20 protein-coding genes are annotated in these 19,545 nt (G+C 73.8%); 11 read left to right on the top strand and 9 right to left on the bottom strand.

Annotated features, from left to right (window positions below; genetic code table 11):
- Positions 1 to 116 precede the first annotated feature (116 nt).
- Both AB0L74_RS18280 and AB0L74_RS18275 read right to left on the bottom strand, forming a co-directional pair.
- A complete protein-coding gene (locus tag AB0L74_RS18280; protein WP_365652652.1) occupies positions 117 to 656 on the bottom strand; it encodes a VanZ family protein in 540 nt (179 codons plus the stop codon).
- A gap of 109 nt (positions 657 to 765) precedes the next feature.
- Complete coding sequence (locus AB0L74_RS18275; protein WP_365652649.1) at positions 766 to 1,428, bottom strand: DUF4230 domain-containing protein; 663 nt, start codon at positions 1,426 to 1,428, stop codon at positions 766 to 768.
- Positions 1,429 to 1,771: 343 nt separating this feature from the next.
- On the opposite strand from AB0L74_RS18275, the gene AB0L74_RS18270 reads away from it, so the two are divergent.
- Positions 1,772 to 2,725 carry a ribose-phosphate pyrophosphokinase gene (locus AB0L74_RS18270; protein WP_365652646.1) on the top strand — a complete coding sequence of 318 codons (954 nt, stop codon included), beginning with the start codon at positions 1,772 to 1,774 and terminating at the stop codon, positions 2,723 to 2,725.
- Positions 2,726 to 2,729: 4 nt separating this feature from the next.
- On the opposite strand, the gene AB0L74_RS18265 is transcribed toward AB0L74_RS18270, so the two are convergent.
- Entirely contained in the window at positions 2,730 to 3,110 is a 381-nt protein-coding gene (locus tag AB0L74_RS18265; RefSeq protein WP_365652643.1) for an anti-sigma factor antagonist, read from the bottom strand.
- A gap of 199 nt (positions 3,111 to 3,309) precedes the next feature.
- Entirely contained in the window at positions 3,310 to 4,260 is a 951-nt protein-coding gene (locus tag AB0L74_RS18260; protein ID WP_365652639.1) for an NADP-dependent oxidoreductase, read from the bottom strand.
- Positions 4,261 to 4,969: 709 nt separating this feature from the next.
- On the opposite strand from AB0L74_RS18260, the gene AB0L74_RS18255 reads away from it, so the two are divergent.
- The 5 genes from AB0L74_RS18255 to AB0L74_RS18235 are packed head-to-tail and all read left to right on the top strand — an operon-like array spanning position 4,970 to position 9,301.
- Positions 4,970 to 6,691: an ATP-binding protein gene (locus AB0L74_RS18255; protein ID WP_365652636.1), complete on the top strand. Its 1,722-nt coding sequence runs from the start codon at positions 4,970 to 4,972 to the stop codon at positions 6,689 to 6,691.
- Between the two features lie 4 nt (positions 6,692 to 6,695).
- Entirely contained in the window at positions 6,696 to 7,106 is a 411-nt protein-coding gene (locus AB0L74_RS18250) for a roadblock/LC7 domain-containing protein (RefSeq protein WP_029384842.1), read from the top strand.
- Positions 7,103 to 7,474: a DUF742 domain-containing protein gene (locus AB0L74_RS18245; protein WP_365652631.1), complete on the top strand. Its 372-nt coding sequence runs from the start codon at positions 7,103 to 7,105 to the stop codon at positions 7,472 to 7,474. The genes AB0L74_RS18250 and AB0L74_RS18245 overlap by 4 nt, the downstream gene beginning before the upstream one ends.
- Positions 7,455 to 8,060: an ATP/GTP-binding protein gene (locus AB0L74_RS18240; protein WP_365652628.1), complete on the top strand. Its 606-nt coding sequence runs from the start codon at positions 7,455 to 7,457 to the stop codon at positions 8,058 to 8,060. Before AB0L74_RS18245 ends, AB0L74_RS18240 begins: the two co-directional genes overlap by 20 nt.
- The gene (locus AB0L74_RS18235) at positions 8,057 to 9,301 is read left to right on the top strand and encodes a cytochrome P450 (protein WP_365652623.1); all 1,245 of its coding nucleotides are present in this window, start codon (positions 8,057 to 8,059) and stop codon (positions 9,299 to 9,301) included. The genes AB0L74_RS18240 and AB0L74_RS18235 overlap by 4 nt, the downstream gene beginning before the upstream one ends.
- A 143-nt stretch (positions 9,302 to 9,444) precedes the next feature.
- Here AB0L74_RS18235 and AB0L74_RS18230 read toward each other — a convergent pair whose 3' ends face one another.
- Positions 9,445 to 10,473, bottom strand: coding sequence for a 7-epi-alpha-eudesmol synthase (locus tag AB0L74_RS18230; protein ID WP_365652620.1), 1,029 nt, complete (start codon positions 10,471 to 10,473; stop codon positions 9,445 to 9,447).
- A gap of 610 nt (positions 10,474 to 11,083) precedes the next feature.
- Here AB0L74_RS18230 and AB0L74_RS18225 point away from each other — a divergent pair.
- Both AB0L74_RS18225 and AB0L74_RS18220 read left to right on the top strand, forming a co-directional pair.
- A complete protein-coding gene (locus AB0L74_RS18225) occupies positions 11,084 to 12,646 on the top strand; it encodes a PQQ-dependent sugar dehydrogenase (RefSeq protein WP_365652616.1) in 1,563 nt (520 codons plus the stop codon).
- A 207-nt stretch (positions 12,647 to 12,853) separates the two neighbouring features.
- Positions 12,854 to 13,246 carry a VOC family protein gene (locus tag AB0L74_RS18220; RefSeq protein WP_365652613.1) on the top strand — a complete coding sequence of 131 codons (393 nt, stop codon included), beginning with the start codon at positions 12,854 to 12,856 and terminating at the stop codon, positions 13,244 to 13,246.
- An 89-nt stretch (positions 13,247 to 13,335) separates the two neighbouring features.
- Here the strand turns inward: AB0L74_RS18220 and AB0L74_RS18215 are convergent, their stop codons facing one another.
- Both AB0L74_RS18215 and AB0L74_RS18210 read right to left on the bottom strand, forming a co-directional pair.
- The gene (locus tag AB0L74_RS18215; protein ID WP_365652610.1) at positions 13,336 to 13,638 is read right to left on the bottom strand and encodes a DUF4235 domain-containing protein; all 303 of its coding nucleotides are present in this window, start codon (positions 13,636 to 13,638) and stop codon (positions 13,336 to 13,338) included.
- A 107-nt stretch (positions 13,639 to 13,745) separates the two neighbouring features.
- The gene (locus AB0L74_RS18210; protein WP_365652606.1) at positions 13,746 to 14,771 is read right to left on the bottom strand and encodes a glutathione S-transferase C-terminal domain-containing protein; all 1,026 of its coding nucleotides are present in this window, start codon (positions 14,769 to 14,771) and stop codon (positions 13,746 to 13,748) included.
- Between the two features lie 246 nt (positions 14,772 to 15,017).
- Between AB0L74_RS18210 and AB0L74_RS18205 the strand changes: the two genes are divergently transcribed.
- Positions 15,018 to 16,010 (top strand): cation diffusion facilitator family transporter, encoded by a 993-nt coding sequence (locus AB0L74_RS18205; RefSeq protein ID WP_365652603.1) that lies wholly within the window; start codon positions 15,018 to 15,020, stop codon positions 16,008 to 16,010.
- Between the two features lie 400 nt (positions 16,011 to 16,410).
- Here the strand turns inward: AB0L74_RS18205 and AB0L74_RS18200 are convergent, their stop codons facing one another.
- On the bottom strand, positions 16,411 to 16,962 hold the full coding sequence (locus AB0L74_RS18200) for a TetR/AcrR family transcriptional regulator (protein WP_365652599.1): 552 nt from the start codon (positions 16,960 to 16,962) through the stop codon (positions 16,411 to 16,413).
- A gap of 94 nt (positions 16,963 to 17,056) precedes the next feature.
- Here AB0L74_RS18200 and AB0L74_RS18195 point away from each other — a divergent pair, with 94 nt between their 5' ends.
- Complete coding sequence (locus tag AB0L74_RS18195; RefSeq protein WP_365652596.1) at positions 17,057 to 17,515, top strand: nuclear transport factor 2 family protein; 459 nt, start codon at positions 17,057 to 17,059, stop codon at positions 17,513 to 17,515.
- Positions 17,516 to 17,732: 217 nt separating this feature from the next.
- Positions 17,733 to 18,701 carry an aldo/keto reductase gene (locus AB0L74_RS18190; RefSeq protein WP_365652593.1) on the top strand — a complete coding sequence of 323 codons (969 nt, stop codon included), beginning with the start codon at positions 17,733 to 17,735 and terminating at the stop codon, positions 18,699 to 18,701.
- Between the two features lie 73 nt (positions 18,702 to 18,774).
- Here the strand turns inward: AB0L74_RS18190 and AB0L74_RS18185 are convergent, their stop codons facing one another.
- Complete coding sequence (locus tag AB0L74_RS18185) at positions 18,775 to 19,482, bottom strand: DUF4232 domain-containing protein (RefSeq protein WP_365652590.1); 708 nt, start codon at positions 19,480 to 19,482, stop codon at positions 18,775 to 18,777.
- Between the last annotated feature and the right edge of the window lie 63 nt (positions 19,483 to 19,545).

Here is a 19,545-nt window from a genome sequence, read left to right as displayed (position 1 = left end):
CCGCCTTCGCGCTTCGCGCCGGGCGGAGCGGCGCCGGACGGGCCCGCCGCGCAACCCGAACCGCGCGCCGCGCGGGCGTTTCCCCGGGCCCGGCGGGTTCGGCGGCCGCCCCGGCCTCAGGGCGCGGGCCTGCGCGCGTGCACCGCGCGGCTCAGGCGCCGCCCCAGCAGGAGGTAACCGACCAGCGCCCCGGTGGTGTTGAGGATGACGTCGTCGATGTCGAAGGCGCGGCCGGTGACCAGCGCTCCCTGCGCGAACTCCACCAGCAGCATCACCAGGGCGGTCAGCGCCAGCACGCGCAGCAGGCCGCGGGTCCGCGGGGCGACGACCGGGACCAGCACACCGAAGGGCACGCCGAGCAGCACGTTGCCGCCGATCTGCTTGACGGCGTCGCGCAGCGCCGGCTGGTCCAGGTACGCCTCCAGAGAGCGGCCGGGGTGCAGGTTCGTGTGGGTCAGCGATTCCGAGGCGGGGGAGGGGTGCAGGGTGAGCCGGGCCAGGACCACCGCGAACGCCACCATGAACACGAACGCGCACGCCATCGCGAGCAGGCGCAGGGGGAGGGGCAGCGGGCGCCGTTCCGGCCGGGCGGGTTCCTGCGCCTTGGGGGCGCGGGGGCGCGGCAGGAAACGCGGCCGTGAGACTGCGCGGGCCATGAGTGTCCTCCAGACGTCGGCTTCCCTGCGTGAGAAGTGTTGACCGCTGCGTGAGGGACCGGTTACCCGCCGGGGCGCCGCCGATGCCGCGCCGTCCCGGCCGGCTCGCTCACTTCCCGTACGACACCCGCACCTCCTTGAACCCCAGGGATCGCAGCAGGCCCTGGAGCATGCCGGTGGTGTTGCTCTCGGCGCGCGCGGTGAGCCCGCTGTCCTCGGCGGCGTCCGCGATATGCCGCGCGGCGAGTTGCTGCACGGCCTGCTCGCTGTTCGGGTTGTCCGAGAAGAGGTCGCCGAGGCGGTCCAGGAGGCCGCGCTGCTTGGAGACGGCGTAGGAGCGGTCGGGGTCCAGGGCCGGGGTGCCGAGCGCGGCGTGCGGCAGCCGCAGCGTCACCGACGTGCGGTCCCCGTTGACCCTCACGTCGTCCTCGCCGACCGCGCCGAGGTCGACATAGGCGTCGACGGTGCCCGCGCCGACGTACAGGGTGCGGGTGCCCCGGACCGCGTCCGGCAGGAGCCTGGTGTCCTTCTCCAGGTCCACGACCACCTGGAAGGTGCCGGACGCGGCCTCGTAACGGCTGATGTCCCGGACGGACTTCAGCAGCGCGGGTCCCGAGCGGTCGTGCGTCTCGCTGCCGAACAGGTCCTTCAGGCCCGGGATCACGCTCAGCCGGAGGCCCGCGAACAGCACGGCGAGCACCACCGCGAGCGCGGCCAGCGCCTTCACCCAGCCGGGCACCCGCCCGGGCAGGCCCCTGAGGGGAGTCGTCATGGCGTCGGCCCTCCTTCCTGCTGTCCGGATGCCCCTCATACGGCTTGCCAGACAGGGGAGTTGAGGCTTCCGTGCGTACCGCCCGGCCCCCTCCCCGCGCGGCGCCCGCAGCTGCCGGTCCCCCGAGGGCCGCGACCGGCCGAGGCGCTACCGCGCTGCCCCCCGGAAGACCGCGGACGGTGCGGGAGCCGGGTGATTCCGGGCAGTAGGCGCATGGCGGGCTCCCGGGGCGGGGAAAGACGGACCGCGCCGTCATGGCGCGCCTGCGCGGGTGCGCCGCGACGGGATGCCCTCGTCCGTGGCAGGAGGTCCCGGCCTGACATGATCACGCGAGGAGCGGTTCGTGCGAGACATCGCCGTCTTCAGCGGCAGCGCCCACCCCGAGCTGGCCGAGGAGGTCTGCGCGCATCTGGGCGTCCCGCTCAGCCCCGTCCGGGTCAGCCGGTTCGCCAACGACTGCCTGGAGGTGCAGCTCCGGGCCAACTGCCGGGAACGGGACGTCTTCCTGGTCCAGCCGCTGATCCGGCCGGTGCAGGAGCACCTCGTCGAGCTGCTGCTGATGTGCGACGCGGCCCGCGGGGCCTCGGCGGGCCGCATCACCGTCGTCATGCCGCACTACTCCTACGCCCGCTCGGACAAGAAGGACGCGCCCCGCATCTCCCTGGGCGGGCGCCTGGTGGCGGACCTGCTGGTGACGGCGGGCGCGAGCCGGGTCCTCACCGTGACCCTGCACGCGCCGCAGGTGCACGGCTTCTTCTCGGTGCCCGTGGACCATCTGCACGCCCTGCGGGAACTGGCCGCCCACTTCCGGCGGTACGACCTGTCCCGCACCACCGTCGTCTCACCGGACCTCGGCAACGCCAAGGAGGCCGCCGCGTTCGCCCGGCTGGTCGGCGCTCAGGTGGCCGCGGGTGCCAAGCAGCGCTACGCCGACGACCGGGTGACCATCACCTCCGTGATCGGCGACGTCGCCGGGCGGGACGTCATCGTGCTCGACGACGAGATCGCCAAGGGCAGTACGGTCCTGGAGCTCCTGGACCGGCTGCGGGAGGCGGGCCCGCGCTCGATCCGTGTCGCCTGCACGCACGGGCTGTTCGCGGCGGGCGCGCTCCAGCGGCTCGGCGAGCAGCCGGACGTGCTGGAGATCGTGTGCACCAACACCGTCCCGGTCCCGGCCGGTCCCCACACGGACAAGCTGCGGATCCTCTCCGTCGCCCCCGCGCTCGCGGAGGCCGTACGGCGGATCCACAACGGCGAGTCCGTCAGCGCCCTGTTCGACCCGCCGCCCACCGCCTGACGGCTCACCCCGGTCCGCAGGCGGCCTCCAGCTGTTCGAGGACCGCCCGCAGCGTGGGATGCGGCGGCAGCACGCGGGCCAGGCCGGTGATCCGCAGGACGCGCAGCGTCAGCGGGTGGGCGCAGACCAGGTGCAGCCGCCCGCCGCGGTCCAGCACCCGCTGCCGGGCCCGGGACAGCAACCGCAGGCCGGAGCAGTCGAAGAACTCGATCCGGCCGAGGTCGAGCACGATCAGGGCCTCCGGCCGGTCCGTCTCCCGGTCCAGATGCGGGGCGATCCCGGCCGCCGCGGCGATGTCGATCTCGCCGTGGAACTCCAGCACCGTGTACGCCCGCTCGCGGCGCACGCGCAGATGCCGGGTGAGCGGTGCGGGTTGGTGCCGCACGACGGCATCGCCTCCAGCCTGCTCCCTGAACGGTGGGACCGTGGGACAGCACCGCCTGTCCTCGCCCCGCAAGTTACCCCCGACCGAGGGAATTTGAGCATGTTCGATCGACATATGTCTTCAAATTCTTGAGACGGCTCGTGTGACCTGCGGAGCGAGGGGCGGCGGGCGCCGGTGCCGCGTGTGCGGGTGGCCGAGGTCAGTCGGTCACGAGGACCAGCTTGCCCGTCGTCCGGCCGGTCTCCCCCTGCGCGTGGGCCCGGGCGGCCTCGGCCAGCGGGAAGGTCTGCGCGATGGTGGCGCGCAGCTTCCCGGACTCCACGAGACCGGCGATGGCCCGCATACCGGCGTGGTCCGCGTCGACGAGCATCCGGACCGCCCGGACGCCGAGCCGCTCGGCCTCCCGGAAGAACTCCTCCGGGCCGACCGGCAGGATCGACACCACGATGCCGCCCGGGCGCAGCACGCGCAGCGAGCGGAGGGCGGTGTCACCGCCGATCGTGTCCAGGACGGCGTCGACGTCCCGCACGGCCTCGGCGAAATCGGTCCGGCGGTAGTCGACCGGCTCGTCGACCCCGAGGGAGCGCAGGAAGTCGTGCTTGCCCGCGCTGGCGGTGCCGATCACATACGCGCCGCGCGCCTTGGCGATCTGCACGGCCACATGGCCGACGCCGCCGGCCGCCGCGTGGATCAGCACCCGCTGCCCCGGGCGGACGTCCGCCCGCTCCACCAGCGCCTGCCAGGCGGTCAGCGACACCAGCGGCAGCGCGCCCGCCTCGACGTGATCGATCCCGGCCGGTTTCGGGGCGAGCGCGCGGGCGGGGGCGATGACGTACTCGGCGTGCGAACCGTGGCCGAACGGGTAGGGCAGCATGCCGAAGACCTCGTCGCCCGGCCGGAACGCCGCCACCCCGATCCCGGCCGCCTCGACCGTGCCGGCCACGTCCCAGCCGAGCACGAAGGGCGGCTCGCCCAGGAAGCCGCCGTTGGCGCGGTGCTTCCAGTCGGTCGGGTTGACGCCGGCGGCGCGCACCCGGACCAGCACCTCGTTCGGGCGCGGCGCGGGACGCTCCAGTCGTACCTCGCGCAGGACCTCGGGACCGCCGAGGCTGTCCTGGCTGATGGCTCGCATGGTGTTCACATCGTTCATGGTGTCCCAGCCTGCCCGTCTCCGCCCGTCCTGAACACAGCGCGACGGCGGCCGTCGATGACCGTGCCATGCGGCGGTCCGGGCCCGGGCAGCGCGTGGCGGCACTCGCCCGCGGCGGCGTCCGCCCCCGCGAGCGGGGCGACCCCGCCGGATCCTCAGCGGCCTGCGTGCCCTCGGCCGTCCGGGAGCCCGCCGCCCGCCGCCCGGCTCCCGGACGGCCGAGGGGCGATTCCCGCCGGCCGTTCGCCGGGCCGCTCCGCGACCCGCGCCCGGCCCCAGCGCGCCCCTGACGCCGACGGACCTCGCCGCGCACGCCCGGACGAGCCCGCGCGCCCTCGCCCGCCGCTGCCACGAGGAGGCCGGCACCGGCCCCGGTCGCCGGCGCATCCGGCAGCGCGGACGGGGCCGGCGCCCCGGCGGCCGGAGCGGGCGGGGCCGCACACCGGCCCCGGCGGAAGCCGTCCGGCGGGGACGGGAACCGCGCTGGTCCGCAGGGTGATTCACCCGCCCCGCGCTGCCTGGCGGAGCGTGACGGAACCCTCACTTCCGCAGGTGGTTGAGATTGATCCTTTTCCGTTCGAACCCGATAAGGTTCCGATCGGCGCTGCGAGTTGACGCGATCGCGACGGCTCGGATCGCCCTGCGTACTCATGAGTGCGGTCCCCCTTGCGCACCCCCCTGATCGATCGTGTTGCTTCGAAGGATGCAGATGGAACTCGCCACTCCGCCACCTGCGGCGCGGGCCCCTGTCGCCTGGTACAGCTGGTGGCTGATGCCGCTGGGCCTGGGAGGCGGGACGGTAGCCGCCACGTTCATGAGCTCGGAGCGGATCACCGCGGCCGTCGCCGGTGTCACGGCGACGGCGGCCAGCGCTGTGTGCGTGCGCCTCCTGGTCCGCTCGCAGGCCCGGCTGCGGCGCGCGGAGCGTGACGTCCGCGTCTCGCAGGAGGAGACCACGCGGCAGTGGCAGCGGCATGTGGCGGGCCTGGAGCGCGAGTTCGCCGCCGAGCGCGCCGCCCAGGAGACGCGGCTGGCCGAGTTGGAGCGGAAGCACCAGGCGCGGCTGACCGAACAGGCCCAGAGCCACGAGGAGCGGCTGACCGAGCGGAACCGTTCCTTCGAGGAACGGCTGAGCGAGCAGGCCGCGTCCTACGAGGCCCGTCTCGCCGAGCAGGCCGACAGCGCGCGGGAGCGGCTGGCGCACCAGCTGGCCGCCGTGGCCCGGCTCGCCGACGAGCAGCTGCCCGGCGCGCTGGACCGGCTGCGCGCCGGTGACGCCATCGACGACATCCTGCCCACCGTCGAGCAGTGCGCCAAGGTCGGCGCCGAGTTGCAGGCCGAGCTGCGCAAGGTGCTGCGCACCGCCCTCATGGGCGTCGAGCGCGAGCTCGACCGTTCCACCTCCGCGGAACAGGCCGTCATCAGCATCGGCAACCGCATCCACGTCCTGACCAGCAAGCTGCGCGGACGGCTGCACGAGATGCAGGGCGAGCACGGGCGGCTGCCCGCCGTCGCCCGGGGCCTGATGGAACTCGACCAGGCGATCGGCCCCGCCGACTGCCTGGCGGCCAGCATCGGCGTGCTCGGCGGATCCGACCGCCCGGGGCGGCAGTGGCAGGAGCCGCAGCGCCTGCTGAGCGTGGTGCGCGGCGGCATCGGCCGCATCAAGGACTTCCACCGCGTCCAGGTGCGCCACCTGCCCGAACTCGGCGTCGACGGCGGCCTCGTGGACCACCTCACGCTCATCTTCGCCCACCTGCTCGACAACGCGGCCCGCTACTCGCCGCCCACCGAACCGGTGCTGGTCTCCGGCAAGGAGGTCCCCAACGGCGTCGGCATCGAGATCCAGGACTCCGGCAAGGGCCTGAGCGAGGAGAAGAAGCGCGAGGCCGAGCACGCCCTCGCGGGCACCGCGCCCGGCGCCGGTTTCGGCGGTATCACCGAGGACGCCAACATCGGCCTGCGGGTCGTCGGCATCCTCGCCCGCCGCTACGGCATCCGCGTCACCTTCACCGACTCCCCGTGGCTCGGCACCTCGGTGGTGGTCGTCGTACCGCACAAGTACTTCAGCCCGCTGCCGTCCGCCGCGCCGGCCCCCGCCGCCGTGACGGCGCGGCACGCCCCCGCGGCCCCGCCGCCCGGGCCGTCGGACGCGCCGGCCGCGGCGGCCGGCGCCGCGGAGACCACCCCCGGCGGGCTGCCCCGGCGCAGAAGCCGGCGCGGCGACGGCGACCGCCCCCGGCCGGCCGGGCGTACCGAGCGGACCACGCGGGGCAGCTTCGCCGCCGTCCCGCCGGACGCCTCCTTCGCCGGTCTCGCCGCCTTCGCCACCGCCGGCCGGGACGCCGGCGACACCCCCGGCCCGGCCGGCGACCGCGACACGACCACCGGTGGCGCGACCACCGAGCACCGCACCGAAGAGAGCGACTAGTGCCATGACGTACCAGGGAACCGACGTAAGCTGGGCGCTCCGCGATCTCGTGGAGAGCATCCAGGAAATCCGCTTCGCCCTCGTCGCCTCCAGCGACGGCAAGGCCATCACGTCCTATGGCGCCGAGGACCCCGACGACGTCGACCGCTTCGCCGCCGTGGTGGCCGGTCTTCAGGCGCTGGCCCAGCCGGTCGCCGAACAGTTCCCCGGCCACGCGGGGCAGCTGCGGCTGGCCATGATCGAGGTCGACGGAGGCCATCTCTTCGTCGTCCGCGCGGGCGTCGAGACGTATCTCGGTGTCCTCGCCCGCGAGGGTCTCGACCAGGGCCTGCTGGGGCACCAGATGAGGGACCTGGCCCGCAGGATGGGCGAGCTGCTCGGCACCACGCCGCGCCTGGAGGAGCACTCTGGATGAGTGCTCCCCGCCGGCCGACGGACCCGTCCGGTCTCGAGCGCTACTACGTCCTCACGGGCGGGCGCAGCGGACCGGGCGGTTCGGCGTCGAGCCTCGACGTGGCGACGCTCGTGGTCGCCCGCGCCGCCCCCTTACCGGGCATGCAGTACGAACACGCGGAGATCCTCCGGCGCTGTCGCGATCCGCTGTCGGTGGCCGAACTCGGCGCCCACCTCCACCTGCCCTTCAACATTCTCGCGGTGCTGCTGTCGGACCTGCTGGACGCGGGCCGCATCGAGGCCCGCGACCCCATTCCGGCACACGACGCCGGCCGCGGGCCCGACCTCGCGCTCCTTGAGGAGGTACTCAGTGGACTTGAACGGCTTTGACCGGCCCGGCCGGCCCACGGCCGGCGACACCCGCTCGGTCAAGGTGATGATCGCCGGCGGCTTCGGCACGGGGAAGACCACCATGGTCCGCTCGGTCAGCGACATCAAACCGCTCACCACCGAGGAGACACTCACCCAGGCCAGCGCCGACGTCGACCGCCTCATCGGCGTGGCCGACAAGACGCAGACCACCGTCAGCCTGGACTTCGGGAAGATCAGCCTCAACGACACGCTGATGCTGTACCTGTTCGGCACCCCGGGCCAGGAGCGCTTCTGGTTCCTGTGGAACGGGCTGTTCAAGGGCGCGCTCGGCGCGGTCGTGCTCGTCGACACCCGGCGGCTGGAGTCCAGTTTCCGGGCGATCGAGGAGATGGAGCGGCAGCACGTGCCGTTCGTCATCGCGCTGAACGTCTTCCCCGACTCCCGGCGCTTCCCGGTCGAGGAGATCCGGGACGCCCTGGACATCGCCCCCCACATCCCGGTCGTGTCCTTCGACGCGCGCGACCGGGCCTCCAGCCGTGACGTGCTCGTCACCCTCATACGTCATCTGAAGGACCGCCCGGCCGTCGCCCTGGAGCCCCGATGAACGACCAGACCACTCCCGGCCCGGGCGCCGCCGGCGGCTGCCCGGTCGCCCATGGCGGTACCCCGCGCCTGTACGGTCCCGAGGCGGCGACCGACCCGCAGGGCCTGTACGCACGGCTGCGCAAGGAGTACGGCGCCGTCGCCCCGGTCCTGCTGGAGGGCGACGTCCCCGCCTGGCTGGTGCTCGGCTACCGCGAGAACCGCCGGGTGCTCGACAACCCCCTCCAGTTCAGCCGCGACTCACGGATCTGGCGGGACTGGCGCGAGGGCCGGATCGACGAGAGCTCACCGCTGATACCGATGGTGGGCTGGCGCCCCGACTGCGTCTCGCAGGACGGGGAGCCGCACCAGCGGCTGCGCGCCGCGGTCACCGACAACCTGAACGCCGTCGCCGGCCGGGGCATCCGCCGCCACGCCACGCACTTCGCGCACAAGCAGATCGACGCCTTCGCCGACGCGGGCCGCGCCGATCTGGTGACCGACTTCGCCGAACACCTGCCCATGCTGGTCCTCACGAGGGTCTTCGGGCTGGCCGAAGCGGAGGGGCGCCGCCTGGCCGAGTCCAGCAATCTGGTCATCAAGGGCGGCGCGGACGCGCTGGCGCACAACGAGCGCATCATGGGCATCCTCGGTGAACTGTCCGCCCGCAAGCGCGCGGAGCCGGGCTCCGACTTCACCACCGGGCTCATCGAACACCACGCCGGGCTCGACGAGGACGAGATCGTCAACCACCTGCGTCTGGTGCTCATCACCGCCCACACCATGACCAGCAACCTGCTGGCCCGGGCGCTCCAGCTGGTCCTCACCGACACCTCCTGGCTGTCCGGGCTGGTGAGCGGCCAGCTGAACCTGTCCACGGTCGTGGAGGAGGTGATGTGGAACAGGCCGCCGCTGGCGGTGCTGCCGGGCCGCTTCGCCACCGCCGACCTGGAGCTGGGCGGCTGCCCGATCAAGAAGGGAGACCTGCTGGTGCTGGGCCTGGCGGCCGGCAACTCCGATCCGGACATCCGCCCGGACGCCGGCGTCTCCGTCCAGGGCAACCAGTCCCATCTGGCCTTCAGCGCCGGGCCGCACGAGTGCCCCGGGCAGAACATCGGCCAGGCCATCATCGAGACCGCCGTCGACGTCCTGCTGCACCGCCTGCCGGGCCTGCGCCTGGCCGTGCCCCCGGAGGAACTCACCTCGACCGCCTCCACGTGGGAGTACCGCCTGGACAGCCTGCCGGTGGAGTTCGCCGTCTGACCGGCGGCCGGCCGCCGGACAGACGGTCCGGACGGTCAGGCGGTGGCCCGGATGCCGGACCACCCGGCCCGCGCCGGCCCGCCCGGCATCCGGGCCACCGCCCGGCCGGCGGTCCGGCCGGGCGCGCCCGAGGGGCAGAGGGGTCAGACCGTCAGCAGGTCGTCCACCGAACCCCGCCCGGCCGACTCGGCCGTGGCCACCGGGCCCTGTTTCACCGCCGCGTAGCGGCCGGTGGTCAGCGCCCACTCGTAATTGCCGTTGATCCAGTGCCGGATGGCCTCCACGCCCATCCGCACCCGGAGCCGCTGCTCCGCGTCGAGCCCCAGCTCGTCGCACATCCGCGGGACACGGGCCTCCAGTTGGAGGTATTCGCCGAGGCAGGCGGTCGTCATCCGGTAGGCCGCGTCGGCGGCCTCCCGCCACGTGCACCCCCGCTCCCGGTGCAGGACGGCGACGAGGTTGTGGCCGTCCCCGCGGCGCCGCTCCCGCTCGAAGGAGTGGATGTCGTTCATGAACCCGATGGTGTCCGCGGCCAGGTCCCGCATCCGCTCCATCAGCGGATGCGCCATCGCCTGCGCCGGCACCTCGAAACCGCGGCTGGCCTCACCGGCGTCGATGCTGTGGTGGATGCCGACCGTCCGGCGCCGGAACGCGGTGTACTCCGCCACTCCCAGCGACCCGGCCAGCCCCCGGGCCGCCAGGTCCACCTCCTCCACGTGCGCCGCCAGGAACCGCCCCCAGGAGGCGGCGAACCGCGTCCGCCAGGTCAGGGACATGCCATGCGAAAGCTGCTCCCAGACCTCCGCCCAGGCCAGCGTGATGGGGCAGACCACCCGCGGCGGAGCGCCGGCGGGCCGCAGCGGCGTGACGATGAGTTCCCGGGCCACCTCGGCTATCCGGTCCGCCCGGTCGGGCCGGCCGGCGTCGAACTGGTCGTCGAAGAGGAAGGCCAGGGAGAACCAGTTCATCAGCACCACCATGCCGTCCGCCGAGGCGTACGGGTAGGTGCGGGCGGCGGCCTGGGGCAGGTCCCAGGACGCGTACTCCTCGAATCCGGCCTGGCTGCGCACCAGCCCCCGCTCCCGCACCCAGCGCAGATGGCGCTCGCGCGCGTAGTCCAGGTGCTCGCTGACGGGGGTGTCGAAGGGAAGGTCGAACCGGACGTCCTGCATGGGCTTCCTTTCGGGAGACGGACCGCAGAGCCCCCCGCCCCTGCGAGCGGGCGGTCTCCCCGACCACCCGCACTGTCGAACTCGACTTCACGGCTCGAAAGTTGAACCGAAAAGCGGTACGAGGCTGCCCGGGCCGTAAATGATCTACACGGCTGCCCTGTCGTGATCTTGGTTACTGCCCCGCGTCCCGGGGCCGCGTAGACTCATCCGCTCTCTACCTGCACCGACGCCCCTTGCCACGCCGGCCGGTGCCGTGGAGGCGGTGCGCGTGAGCCCGGCGCGCCGAGAGCAGGGAAGCCCGCGCCGGGAGGGCGGTGGCGCCGGTGCCCCGCCTTGCCCGTACGTGGTGCACGAGCGCCCGCCTGGCCGGAAGTCGCGGCACGGGCCTGGTGTGACGCGGGGGAGAGCGGTTACCGTCCCGGCAGGCACACCTGGGGGACGCACCCACGATCCTTCGGCCCGGCCGGTTCCCCACCCGGCCGGTTCCGGCACTCGCGTCCCTGCGGCGCGGCCGTCCGGGTCCGGCCGGACCGGCGGGCGGCGGCGCGGTCGTGCCTGCTGCCCATGGAAGCGCCACCGCCGTGCAAGCGTCCTCGCTCCTGGAGCCGACATGTTACGACGCCGCTGGACCGGTCCTCTCCTGCTCGCCACCCTCCTCACCGTCCTGGCCCCGCTGCCCTCCCAGGCCGCCGGACCGCCCCCTGCCGAGGCACCCGCGGCCGCCGCCGGGGCCACCGCGCCCCGGACCTCGGCGGCCACCTCCACGGTGCCGCTGCCGTCGCTCAGCGCGACGGCCACCCAGGTCGCGTCCGGCCTGAGACGGCCCACCGCCCTGGCCGCCCCCGACGACGGCACGGGCCGCCTGTTCATCACCGAGAAGTCCGGCACCGTCCGCGTCTACCACCCGGACACCGGCCTCGCCCGCACCCCGCTGATCGACATCACCTCGGCCGTGGACGAGACGGGCAACGAACGCGGCCTGCTCGGCATGGCCCTCCCGCCCGACTTCGCCGAGAGCCAGGACCTGTACCTGGCCTACACCGCGCTCCCCGACGGCGCGGTCACCCTCGCCCGCTACCGGCTCGACGCGTCCCGTCTGGAGGTCCTGCTCTCCCAGGAACACGCCGAGTACAGCAACCACAACGGCGGCCAGCTCGCCTTCGGCCCCGACGGCAAGCTGTACTGGAGCATCGGCGACGGCGGCGGCTCGGGAGATCCCTTCCGCGCCGGGCAGCGCCTGGACACTCTGCTGGGCAAGATCGTGCGCATCGACGTCGGCCGGGCCTGCGGCACGCTGCCGTACTGCGTCCCCGGGGACAACCCCTTCGTCGGCACCGCGAACGCCCGCCCGGAGATCTGGCTGTACGGGCTGCGCAACCCGTGGCGGTTCTCCTTCGACCGCGCCGACGGCTCGCTGTGGATCGGCGACGTCGGCCAGGGCCACTGGGAGGAGGTCGACCATCTCGCGCCCGGACAGGGCGGGGCGAACCTCGGCTGGTCCTGCTACGAGGGTCTGGAGAAGTTCGACGGCGGCCACTGCCCGCCCGGTGAGGAGTACACCGAGCCCGTCTTCACGTACTCCCCGTACACCGGCGGCTGCTCGGTCATCGGCGGGCACGTCTACCGGGGACGGAAGTACGCCGATCTGGTCGGCGGCACGTACATCGCCACCGACTACTGCTCGTCCACCGTCTGGGCGCTGCGCCCGGACGGCCGGGGCGGCTACGAAGAGGCCGAGATCGGGCAGATGCCCACCCAGGTGACGTCCATCGGCACCACGGCCGACGGTGAGTTCTACGTGGTCAACGACCTTCCCGGCGGCCTGCACCGGGTGTCGTTCACGCGGGAGGAGCCCACCTGCCGGGTCGACCGCACCGTGCGGTCCTGGGGCACCGGCACCACGGTCGACCTCACCGTCACCAACACCGGTGACACCCCGGTGAACGGCTGGGCGCTCCGGTTCCCGCTGGCGTTCGGGCAGAAGGTCGTCTCCGACTGGAACACCGACCTCACCCAGCTGAGCAACGTGATCACGGCGGCCGACGCGGAGCACAACGCGACGATCCCGCCGGGCGGGAGCGTCACCCTCGGCTACCTCGCCGACCACACCGGCGACGCCTCGGCACCGCCGCGGTTCACCCTCAACGGGGACGCCTGCGCCGTCGGACGCTGAGCCGCCGGCCCGTTGGCCGGACAGGGGGAGCGCTCGGTGGCCGTGGGAGCGCTCCCCGACCGGGCTCGCCCCGCGCGCCGGACGGCCGGGGGCCGTGCCTCGTGACCCGCGGCCGGTGACCGACTGAATCCGCCGGGCCGGGATATCCGCAAGGTAGCAGGGCGCGGGGCACGGCCGCTTCGCGTCCCGGACCCCTTCGGAGGAGACATGGCACTGGTGAACGCGGGCGTCGTGGTGCTCGACTGTGCCGAGCCAGAGAAGCTCGCCGAGTTCTACAAGGCGCTGCTGGGCGGGCAGGAGACGGAGGCCACCGCCAACCGGGTGGAGATCAGGGGGGCGGACGGCTTCCGCATGGCCTTCCGGCGCGATGTGAACGCCACCCCGCCGAGCTGGCCCCGGCCCGAGAACTCCCTCCAGGCGCACCTGGACTTCGTGGTGGAGGACCTGGACGCGGCCGAGCGCGCAGTCGTCGGGCTCGGCGGCCGCCCGCTGGAGGCGAAGGACGCGGCCGGCCCCTACGAGGAGCGGGGTTTCGCCGACCCGGCGGGCCACTCCTTCACCCTGCGCCGCGTCGCGTCGACGGCACCCAAGCAGGGCTGAGCCCGCCGCCTCGGCGGCCGTCCGAGCCCAGGCCCCGGTGCCGTCCGCACCCCGTCCGCGGGGTCCGGACGGCACCGGCGCCGGCGGCATCAGTCCCGGCCGCCGCCATCCTTGGCCGGCCAGACCCCGGTCGAGCGGGCGATGGCCTTGGCTCCGGTGCGGTCCACGGCACTGCGCACCACGGCGAAGATGGCGCCCTGCACCGCGGCCGCCAGCAGGATCTCGCCCCAGCCGCGGTCCGGGTCGAGCGCGTCGGGCGCGTCGTCCTCGTGCCGGAGCACCTTCCAGGTCTTGCGGAAGGCCATGCCCGCCAGCGCGCCGCCCGCCCAGCCCAGTACGAACCCGACGGGCTGGTAGGCGAGGGGCAGCTTCTTCTTCTTGCTCTTGCCCACGTGGATCTCCTTGTGTGTGTTACGTGTGCGATGCGTGTGCGGTGCGTTTTCGGTGAGGTGCGGTGTGCGCACCGGCCGCAGGCCGGACGCGCGGGGGACGGGACCGCTCAGGGGCGGCCCCGCGCGGGGACCCGCTCCCCGGCGGGGACCGGTCCCGGAGGCGTCCCCTCGCCGAAGGGCCGGCCGCCCAGCTCCTGGCGGTGATGCGGCGTCAGCCACCCGGACAGGTCGGGCCCCACAGGCACGATGCCGGTGGGATTGATGCCGGTGTGGACCTGGTAGTAGTGGCGTTTGATGTGGTCGAAGTCGACGGTGTCGCCGAAGCCGGGCGTCTGGAACAGATCGCGGGCGTACGCCCACAGGACCCGCTCCTCCGTCAGCTTCCAGCGGTTGCACTTGAAGTGGCCGTGGTAGACGGCGTCGAAGCGGACCAGCGTGGTGAACAGCCGGATGTCCGCCTCCGTGATCGTGTCGCCGACCAGATACCGCTGCCCCTCCAGCCGCCGCGCGAGCAGCTCCAGCCGCTCGAACACGGCCGTGCACGCCGCCTCGTACTCCCGCTGGCCGGTGGCGAAGCCCGCCCGGTACACACCGTTGTTGACGTCTTCGTAGACCTCCGCCATCACCGTGTCGATCTCGTCCCGCAGCGCCGGCGGATACAGGTCGGGCGCCCCCGGACGGTGCAGCGCGGACCACTGCGTGGCCAGATCCAGGGTGATCTGCTGGTAGTCGTTGGTGACCAGCCGTCCGCTGGGCACGTCCACGACCGCCGGCACGCTCACCCCGCCCGGATAGCCGGTCTCCCGCTTGTCGTACGCCTCGCTGAGGTAGCGGATGCCGAGGACGGGGTCGCGGTCGTCCGCGTCGAGCGTGAACCGCCAGCTGCGGTCGTCCTGGACCGGGTCGGCGATCGCCATGGACAGGGCGTCCTCCAGGCCGAGCAGCCGCCGGGAGATCACCGCCCGGCTCGCCCAGGGACACGCGCGGCTGACCACCAGGCGGTAGCGTCCGGGCTCCACCGGCCAGCCGTCCCGCCCGTCCGCGGTGATCCGGTCCGCGAAGTGACTCCTGGACCGCTTGAACGCCCTCCTGCCGTACGCGCGGTTGCCGCCGCCGTGGTCGTCGCCACTCATGCACCTCACCTCCCAGTCGTACCCGTCGTGCGGGTGCCCTGGTGGACGCGTTCCCCGTTTTGCGCCGTCGGCACTGGTGAGCCACTCACAAGAAGGGTGTGAGGCGCGTCCGGCCGGGGCAGTCGGCGTGACGTGAGCGGGACATCCTCGGATCGGCAGACGGAGCGGAAGACGGAGCAGCGCGAGACGCGCCGGGCGGCGGACGGCACAGCGTCCCGGGCCGCGGCGGCGCACACGGAGGGGAACGTGGCGGAGGGGAATGCCGAGGGGAACCCGGACGGGGGCACCGGCGCCAAGGCCGACCGCAGGACGCGCGTCACCGTGCTGGTGGCGCTGGCGGCCAATCTGGTGATCGCGGTCGCCAAGGCGGTCGGCGGTCTCCTCGCCGGATCACCCGCCCTGCTGTCGGAGGCGGCGCACTCCGTGGCCGACAGCATGAACGAGGTCTTTCTGCTGGCCGCGCTGCGCCGCAGCCGCCGCCCCGCCGACCGGCGGCACCCCTTCGGGTACGGCAAGGAGCGGTTCTTCTGGTCCCTTCTCGCGGCCGTCGGGATCTTCGTGATGGGCGGCTGCTTCTCCTTCTACCAGGGCGTCGAAGCCCTCCGGAAGGGAGCCGAGGAGGAGCTCGGCGGCTATGTCGCCGGCCTGGTCGTGCTCGGCGTCGCCCTGCTGGCCGAGGGCGCCTCGCTGGTGCGGGCCCTGTACCAGGTGCGCCGGCAGGGCGGGACGCGCGGCCTGCGCGACCCGGCGCTGCGTACGGTCGTCGCCGAGGACGGCACCGCCGTGCTCGGGGTGACGCTGGCCGTCGCCGGCATGGCGCTGCACATGGGCACCGGGCAGGTGGTGTGGGAGGCCTGCGCCTCCCTCGCGATCGGCACCCTGCTGGTGTACGTCGCCTACCGCCTGGGGCGCGAGGCCCGCGACCAGCTGATCGGCGAGGCCGCCGATCCGGAGGCCAGCGGCCGGATCCGGGCGCTGCTCCAGGCGCAGCCGGAGATCGACAGCGTGGAGGCGCTGTTCACGATGAAGACGGGTCTCGACTCGGCCCTGGTGGCGGCCCGTGTCGACCTGGTGCCCGGCCTGGACAGCGAGCGGGTGGAAGAGGTCGCCGTACGGATCAAGCGGTCGATAGCCCACACCGTGCCCGAGGCGGGGCAGATCTTCCTCGACGTGACCGACCGGCCGGCGCGGGAGGCGCGGGAAAGCCCCGCCGCGACGGGGGAACGCGGCGGGGCCTGACTCCACGGGTGCCCGGCCGGCCTCGGTCCATGCCTGCCCGGCCGGAGCAATGTTCCGCCCGGTTTCCGGCCCGGTCCGCCGTCCGTCCTCGGATCCCCCCGGAGCCGTCAGCCCCCGCCGGGCCGGCCCCGGCAGCCGCCGTCCGGCGGGGAGGTAAGGAGCGACCACCAGCCCACCGCTCCGCCTCCGCCCGCCGCATGACGTTCCGTCACCTCGGCCGCGGGAAGAGCGAAGAGGCGGGACCGGGTGCCGTCCGCGGCGGCAGGTCCGGCTCGGTGCCCGCGTCCCCCGCGTCCCTGAAGGCATGGATCGACCGGCTGGCCTGCCCCGGCGCGCCACCGCCCCGGACGGCGCCGAGAGCCTGCGGACGGTGGCGCCGCAGGTGCCGCGTGACGCCCCGTCACCGGGCCCGCAGCAGGGCCCGCGCCGCCTCGCGCGCGCGGGCCGCGGGCTCCGCGCCGCCCGCGATGCCCGCCGTCACCATGGCGCCCTCCGCCAGGAGGAACAGCTGGCCGCCCAGCGCGGCGGGCAGCCCCGCCCCGGCGACCAGTTCGTCGAGGAACCGCCCGAAAGCCCGCTTGTGCGCCCGCACTCGTTCCGCGACCAGTGGTGAGAGGGCGCCGAGCTCGCCGTAGGAGTTGATCCACGCGCAGCCGCGGAAGTCCGGCTCGCCGAACCACCGCTCCAGCCAGTCGAAGACGGCCAGGATCCGCTGCTCCGGCTCGGCGTACCGCCCGGTGTACTCCGCCAGCCGACTCCGCCAGCGCAGGTCGCGCCGCTCCAGGTAGGCCGCCACCAACTGCTCCTTGGCCGGGAAGAGCTGGTAGAGACGCCTGAGCGAGACGCCGGAGGCGGTGCGGATGTCGTCCATGCCGACGCACTGCACACCCCGGCCGTAGAACAGGGCCTCGGCGGCGTCCAGCGCCCGCTCCCGGGCGATCTCCAGTTCCATGCGGAAACCCCTCCTTGACGTGAGAACGAGCGTTCTCCTACGGTAGCAGCCCTGTGGAGAACGCCCGTTCTCCATCTGTCGCCGGGGAGGACCCATGACCGCCCGCCCGCCGTTCCCGCCGTTCACCCGCGAGACCGCCGCCCTGAAGGTGCAGGCCGCCGAGGACGCCTGGAACACCCGTGACCCGCGACGGGTGGCGCTCGCGTACACGGAGGACTCGGTCTGGCGCAACCGCGACACCTTCCTCACCGGGCGCGCCGCCATCGTCGAGTTCCTGACCCGCAAGTGGCAGCGCGAGCGGGACTACGCCCTGCGCAAGGACCTGTGGGCCTACGACGGCAACCGCATCGCGGTGCGCTTCCAGTACGAGTCGCGCGACGCGGACGGCCGGTGGTGGCGCTCCTACGGCAACGAGCTGTGGGAGTTCGACGAGCACGGCCTGATGTCCCGCCGCGAGGCGAGCATCGACGATGTCCCGATCGAGGAGGAGGAGCGCCGGATCCACGGCCCCCGGCCCGAGAGCGAGCGCGGGCGGCCGCTCCCTCTTCAGTAGGGTGCCCGCCTGACCGGACAGGACGCCCAACCCTCCCTCCGCGCCGTCATCAGCGCGGCCCGGACGGCTGAGCGCCCCGCGCCGACGCGCACCCGAGGGCCGGCACCCCGGGCGGGGGAGAGGGGACCGGGACCCCCGGGCGGGACCCGTGGACCTGGAGTACACGCGAACACGTACGCTCGTCTCCGGTACCGATCACGAAGGAGCAGCGGCGAGGATGCAGTATGTGAAGCTCGGTTCGACCGGCCTGGACGTGTCGCGGATCTGCCTGGGGTGCATGACCTACGGCGTCCCCGGCCGCGGTGCGCACGAGTGGACCCTCGACGAAGAGGCCGCGCGTCCGCTGATCCGGCAGGCGCTGGAGGCGGGCGTCACCTTCTTCGACACCGCCAACATCTACTCCGACGGCACCAGCGAGGAGATCGTCGGCCGGGCGCTGCGCGACTTCGCCCGCCGGGAGGAGATCGTGCTCGCCACGAAGGTGCACTACCGGATGCGCCCCGGGCCCAACGGCGCCGGACTGTCCCGCAAAGCGATCATGACCGAGATCGACCACAGCCTGCGGCGCCTGGGCACCGACTACGTCGACCTCTACCAGATCCACCGCTGGGACCCGGACACGCCGATCGAGGAGACCATGGAGGCGCTCCACGATCTGGTGAAGGCCGGCAAGGTGCGCTACATCGGGGCCAGTTCGATGTACGCCTGGCAGTTCTCCAAGGCCCAGTACACCGCGCGGCTGAACGGCTGGACCAGCTTCGTCTCCATGCAGAACCACTACAACCTCCTCTACCGGGAGGAGGAGCGCGAGATGCTGCCGCTCTGCGCGGACCAGGGCGTCGGAGTCCTGCCGTGGAGCCCGCTCGCGCGCGGCCGGCTCACCCGGGACTGGGGCACCACCACCGAGCGCAGCGCCACCGACACCTTCGGCAGCACCCTGTACCAGGAGGGCGACCGCGCCATCGTCGAGGCCGTCACCCGCATCGCCGCCGAGCGGGGCGTCCCGCGCGCCCAGGTGGCCCTCGCCTGGCTGCTGCACCAGGACACGGTCACCGCGCCGATCATCGGCGCCGCCAGGCCGCGGCACCTGGACGACGCGGTGGCCGCGGTCGAACTGGAGCTGACCGGCAAGGAGATCGAGGAGCTGGAGCGGCCGTACACGCCGCACCCGGTCGCCGGTCACTGACCGGGCGCCGCGCCGGCCACCCGTGGGACGGGGCGGCCGGCGCCCTCGCGGCCCGGCCCCGGGCGCTCACGTCTCAGGGCCCCGTGCCGGCGTCCAGCACGGTGACGGACACCGCGGACTCGCCGCCGCCCACGGGAACCTTGCCGCCCTGCCACCGCACCGTCAGGGAGTCCCGCTCGTCCGGCGGAGTGACCAGCAGCGCCGCCGGGGTCACGGCGCGGGCGCCGCTGACCTCCGGGCTCGCGAACGACAGCCCGGCCCAGGCGCTCCGGCCGGGCGCCAGCGTCACCGTCTCCGGGGAGCCGGGCGCACGCCGCGGGTCCGCGCCCACCTGGCTGCCGGACGCGTCGACGAAGGCGGCGCCCGGATAGCCGTACAGGGTGCAGGTACGCGACGAGGTGTTGGTCAGCACGACGGGGAAGTTCCGCTGTCCGGCGCCCGGGTCGGCCCGGCCGACGGACGCGCGCAGCTCGGAGGTGTGACAGCGGCCGCCGAACCCGGCGGAGGCGGACGCGGACCCCGCCGTGTCGCTCGGCTCGGCGGGGGACGGCGACCGCTCCCCGCCACCGGCGGGGGAACCGCTCGCGGCGCTCGTGGGCGTCCCCGGGACCGGGGACTGCCGGGCGGCTCCCGTCGCGCCGCCGGTCGCGGCGCCGCTCGCGCCGCCGGTCGCGGCGCCGCTCGCGCCGCCGTCCGTGCCGCAGGCGGTCAGCGCGCCCAGTGCCGCCACCGCGCTCGCCAGCAGGGCCGTCCGGCGCACGGACGGGGACGTGTTCGCCATCGCTTCTGCCCTCCAGGAGACTCACCGCGTACGGCCGCACCCGTGCCGACGCACGTGCCTACC

It is taken from the genome of Streptomyces sp. NPDC052020 (assembly GCF_040680575.1).
Taxonomy (GTDB): Bacteria; Actinomycetota; Actinomycetes; order Streptomycetales; family Streptomycetaceae; genus Streptomyces.
The sequence above is the reverse complement of the archived record's forward strand: the minus strand, read 5'-3'. Positions and strand labels throughout refer to the sequence as shown.